General features: G+C 59.7%; 3 protein-coding genes and 1 pseudogene. 1 reads left to right on the top strand and 3 read right to left on the bottom strand.

The features are described 5' to 3' along the window. Positions 1 to 24 precede the first annotated feature (24 nt). On the bottom strand, positions 25 to 1,095 hold the full coding sequence (locus tag AUR66_RS10620) for a Gfo/Idh/MocA family protein (RefSeq protein ID WP_058572399.1): 1,071 nt from the start codon (positions 1,093 to 1,095) through the stop codon (positions 25 to 27). Positions 1,096 to 1,235: 140 nt separating this feature from the next. Then, positions 1,236 to 2,858: a right-handed parallel beta-helix repeat-containing protein gene (locus tag AUR66_RS10615; RefSeq protein ID WP_157533062.1), complete on the bottom strand. Its 1,623-nt coding sequence runs from the start codon at positions 2,856 to 2,858 to the stop codon at positions 1,236 to 1,238. Between the two features lie 173 nt (positions 2,859 to 3,031). Here AUR66_RS10615 and AUR66_RS10610 point away from each other — a divergent pair, with 173 nt between their 5' ends. Next, entirely contained in the window at positions 3,032 to 3,964 is a 933-nt protein-coding gene (locus AUR66_RS10610; RefSeq protein ID WP_058572397.1) for a hypothetical protein, read from the top strand. A 243-nt stretch (positions 3,965 to 4,207) separates the two neighbouring features. Here the strand turns inward: AUR66_RS10610 and AUR66_RS21940 are convergent. Then, positions 4,208 to 4,630, bottom strand: a pseudogene (locus tag AUR66_RS21940) (alkaline phosphatase family protein); the annotation flags it as partial.

Here is a 4,630-nt window from a genome sequence, read left to right as displayed (position 1 = left end):
ATCGCACGAAAAGAGAGGTGGGGGTTAGTCCTGCCGCGCCGCCTCGCGGACTTTCTCGAGGAGGACCATCGTCCACTTCGACTCTTCGACGGGGACTGGCATCGGACGCCCCGTCTCGATTGCCTTCGATTCGAGGTCGATTTGGTAGTAGTGAGGGTTCGTCTGTTTGAGGTTCTCCCAGCCGTCGTCGTACTTCGTCTTCAGGACGGTACTCGCGTTTCCGACGACGCCACCGATGAGGTCGGCAGAGCGTTCGACGTTGTAGCGAACCTTCGAGAGGGAGGTGCTCGTCGGGTCGTGGGCGACTTTCATCACGGTCTGCGAGACGAGGTCAGCCATCAACGACCGCTTTTCACCGTGGACGACGACGAGTCGCTGGGGAATCGCACCGGAGATCATCTTGACGCTCACGAGACACCCGCCATTAGTCCGGTACTGTACGGAGGCGTTGTCGTAGGTGAAGTCGTGTTCGTACTCGTTCGCGAGACTCGTCGTGGCACAGATTGCGTCTTCGCTTTCGGGGTAGCCACCCGCGTTCAGCGCCAGATACAGCGGGTGTGGGAGACCCTCTTCGAACTCACCGCCTTCGAGTTCCATGGTCCACGACCCGCGCTGTTCGAGGTCCGGCGGGGTGAGACCGGTGAAGATGACTTCGACGCTGCGAACTCGGCCGAGGTCACCGCGTTTCATCTTCTCGGTGACGACGCGCATGGCGGGGTCGTAGGCGTGTTGGTGGACTTCGGAGAACCGAACGCCGTGTTCGTCGGCGTACTCCTGGAGTTCGACGAACTCGTCGAGGGTCGTCGTGATTGGCTTTTCTATCATGACGGGGATGCCCTGGTCGATGACCTTCTTCGCGAGGGCCACGTGGGTTTGAACCGACGTGCAGATGTGGACCCAGTCGAGGTCTTCGGATTCGAGCATCTCGTCGATGTCCGTGTAGGCTTTGATGTCGTGTTTGGTCGCGACGTCGGTCGCCCGCCCTTCGTCGATGTCACAGATTGCGACGAGGTTGGTGCGGGGGTTTCGTTCGAGTGCAGAGAGGTGTGTTCCAGAGACAACACCCGCACCGACGACTGCTGCGTTGAGTGTCATACGTGAGGCGATATGATTGAGAAGTGTATTGTTATACGCTCGATGACTTCTGGTCGGTAGTTGCTAACGTCGTCTGGGAGTCAGGTTGCCACCGAAAAATCGACCTACAGCGAGCCAGGAGAGGAATTTGGTCAGCGCGCTCACCGCGCGACGAATCTGAGCCACTCGACGTTACCGTCACGCGTGCCGGTGATTGCGAGTGTGTCGTCGCCGTCGACGACTGGGTCGAAGTCGTTCACTGCGAGACACTCGACTGGGCCGACGACACCGCCGCCGTCGACGCGGTACTCGTTGGCTTCGATACGCACGGTACTCCCGGAAGCGAATGCGCCACCATCTCCCCGGGTTTGCAGTTCCGGGACAGACTCGAATTGCAGCAAGCACGCTTCCCTCTCGCGCTCGTTGGTTAGTTCGACGACGACCGGGTACCGTGAGGTGCTGATGCTCCCGCCGTCGATGGTGGTCGACACCGAGTTCGTCAGGTAGACGCCATCGCGGTCGGTTCCCGATTGATCGATGGTACAGTTCCGAATGACCGACTCTGGCGCGTCGTACAGAACGACACCCGCTGCACCGCGTGCTCGCCCGGTAATCTCGACGTTTTCGAGGTTGATCCAGTGGGGCGCTTCTGCTGGTTCGTACTGGCCTTGGGGTTCGAGGACGCTGCGGTACACCGCAGGAACCTCGTCGACGTTCACCTGAATCGTGGTGTTTCGAACTGTCACCGTTCGGCCCGTGGGGAAGATGTAGATGCCGCCTTTCGACCGGGGGGTCTCTTCGATGCGGATGGTGCAGTCGCGAATTTCGACACCGGGTGGCTTGTCTGCGGGTCCCTGCTCGATAGCGATTCCTCGCGTGTTGAACTGCGAGTCGAGTTGGGTGAGGGGTCCAGTGTAACTCCCCAGGTCAACCTCCACGGTTGCGCCGCTGACGTAACTTCCGTTGCCCGAGATTCGGATACTCGCGACGTTGTTGTTGCGGAAGAGGCCACCGACGACTTCGACGTTCCCCGACGTTCGACTGGCGTAGATGCCGTTGTTCCCGAACTCTTCGAGGTGACAGTCTTCGATGCGAATCGTGCCGAAGTTCCACGGACCTATCGAGATTCCCGCGCGGCCGTCTCCGTCTTTGTAGTGCCCGATTGCCGACCCCTTCGTGGCACGGAAGTTCCGAATGAGGCCGCGGCCGGACGCTTCTGTGAGGCCGGCTAACAACGCGTGGACGACGTCGTCGTCTGGGTGTGTTCCTCGGCCCACGAACTCGACGTCGTCTATCTCGAACCACTTCCGACAGAGGACGCGGATACCCGCGGTGGTGTCGTTCGCAGTGATGTCGATATCGATACCACGCATGATGAACCGGTCTGTCGACCCCACGTCGACGAGGACACTGTTGAAACCCTTCGGCGGGACGACGTTGACGGACCCGGCTCCGACTCCAACGAGTGCGATACCAGTGTGGCCAGAGATGTCGAGTCGGTCCTCGAACCGATAGGTCCCAGCAGGGAATTCGAGTGCAACCCCGTCTGCGAGTCCGGCCTGTAATTTCGAGACGCACGGCTCGTCACCGGTCGGGTCACACCCGAGGTCGGAGACGACGTCGACTCGTTCGAACTCGTCGAGTCGTGGTGTCCGCGTGGTCGGTGTCTGCGGCGGGGGAGGCGGCGGGGTCGCAGTATCGGTGTCGTCCGGCCGCTGTGTCACACAGCCGGCTACGGACGCAACAGCGACACCAACCAACCCAAGATACGTCCGTCTATCCATTATCGTGATGACTCGTCGTGAATTGGTATCACAGAGATATAATTATGGAGACCAAACTGCTGATTTCACGGGTTTCGGATGGGTTTCTCGAATTCCTATCGTACAGCGTCTCTGTCAGCTCATCTGTTAGTTCCGAATTTACAATGTGATTTCTACACCCACCATCATACCTGATGTACTCGTTATCACAGATTCGAACGGGGTTGAAGATTGGCCGTTCGAATCCGGCGTTCTTCGGGCGCGAACTCAATCGCCTCTACTACAGCGGACTCGGACAGCGCACCTACAATCACGACGGGGTAGACGTCGTCGCCGAAGACTGGGACAACCTGCTTATCTTAGACGCCTGTCGATTCGACATGTTCGAACAGGACAGCACGCTCCCAGGACGACTGGAAAAACGAATCTCTCGTGGGTCACACACGGTGGAATTCCTCCGTGGCAACTTCACCAACCGCGACTTGCAAGACACGGTGTACATCAGTGCAAGCCCGCAACTATACGCCCAACGGGACGAACTCGACGCGACGTTCTACGACGTCGTCAACGTCTGGATAGAAGACGGGTGGGACCCGTCGATTGGGACAGTCCTCCCGGAGACGATGACCAGGCGCGCGAAGGAAGTGAGCGAGCAGTACCCGAACAAACGACTCATCGTCCACTACCTCCAACCGCACTACCCGTTCGTCGGTGCCCCCGAGTTGAACGCCCGTTCACCGTTCGAAGACGCCGAGTCGAAGGCGGATATCTGGGGCGAGTTGATGGAGCGAAAGCGCTCTATCGCCCCCGAAACCGTCTGGGCGGCGTACCGCGACAACCTCCGTCTCGCGTTGCCCGCCGTCGAAGACCTCATGGAGACGCTTCCGGGCCGGACTGTCGTCACGTCCGACCACGGGAACATGATTGGAGAACGCGCCGCACCGATTCCGATTCGAGAGTGGGGCCACCCACCAGGAATCCACACAGAAGAACTCGTCACAGTCCCGTGGTTGGTCTACGACAACGGAGAACGCAAAGAAATCGTCACTGGCGAGTCGGTGGCGAAAGACGACGCCGTCTCGTCTGACGTCGTGACCGAGCGACTCGAGAACCTCGGATACGTCTGACGCTCGCGTCGACCCTCCTGGTGTCTGCGGCCAACCTCTCTTTTGCTGACTCGTCTCCTGCCGACACGCTGATGGCCAGCGTCTCTCGTCGTTTCGCCGGTCGGTGCTTCTGAACGCGGTGTCAGTCTCTCTCCCCTGAGTCTCTGTCGAACGTGTTATTCATCGAATAACGACAGACGACGGGGCTCCTCGTCCTTCGCGACTGCTCACCGACAGGCGACAGAAAAGAGAAGAAGGAGCCTCCTACTCGATGTAGCCGAGGTTGGCGAGTCGCTCTTCGACTCGACTGTCTGTCGTCGTGTCGACTGCCTGGGTGTCGAGTTCTGGGTACGGCCGTCTCCCGACTGAGTCGACGAATGGGAGGACACTCCCATCCATTCGTTCGTCCGCTTCGATACCGAACGTCGCGAGGACCGTTGGTGCGATATCGAACAGGTGGGCTCCGTCGAGGGACACGTCCGTGTCGACGTCGGTTCCGATTGCTGCGACGATGCCATCCAGTTTGTGATTCCACGGCTCCGATGGCTCACCGAACACGTCGTCGTCGAGCATCGCAGAGAGGAATTGGTCGAACGCTCGCGGGACGAGGACGATGTCGACGGCGTCGTCGTCTCTGGGGCCAAACATGTACTGCTCGCGGGGAGAGACGTCGTCGAACACCGGTCT

Source organism: Haloferax profundi (genome assembly GCF_001469865.1).
In the GTDB taxonomy this organism is placed as follows: domain Archaea; phylum Halobacteriota; class Halobacteria; order Halobacteriales; family Haloferacaceae; genus Haloferax; species Haloferax profundi.
The sequence above is the reverse complement of the archived record's forward strand: the minus strand, read 5'-3'. Positions and strand labels throughout refer to the sequence as shown.

What these genes read in the sequence shown, in the direction of transcription:
- AUR66_RS10620 (WP_058572399.1), bottom strand. Translation starts at nt 1,095, where the DNA reads ATGACACTCAACGCAGCAGTCGTCGGTGCGGGTGTTGTCTCTGGAACA.
- AUR66_RS10615 (WP_157533062.1), bottom strand. Translation starts at nt 2,858, where the DNA reads ATGGATAGACGGACGTATCTTGGGTTGGTTGGTGTCGCTGTTGCGTCC.
- AUR66_RS10610 (WP_058572397.1), top strand. Translation starts at nt 3,032, where the DNA reads ATGTACTCGTTATCACAGATTCGAACGGGGTTGAAGATTGGCCGTTCG.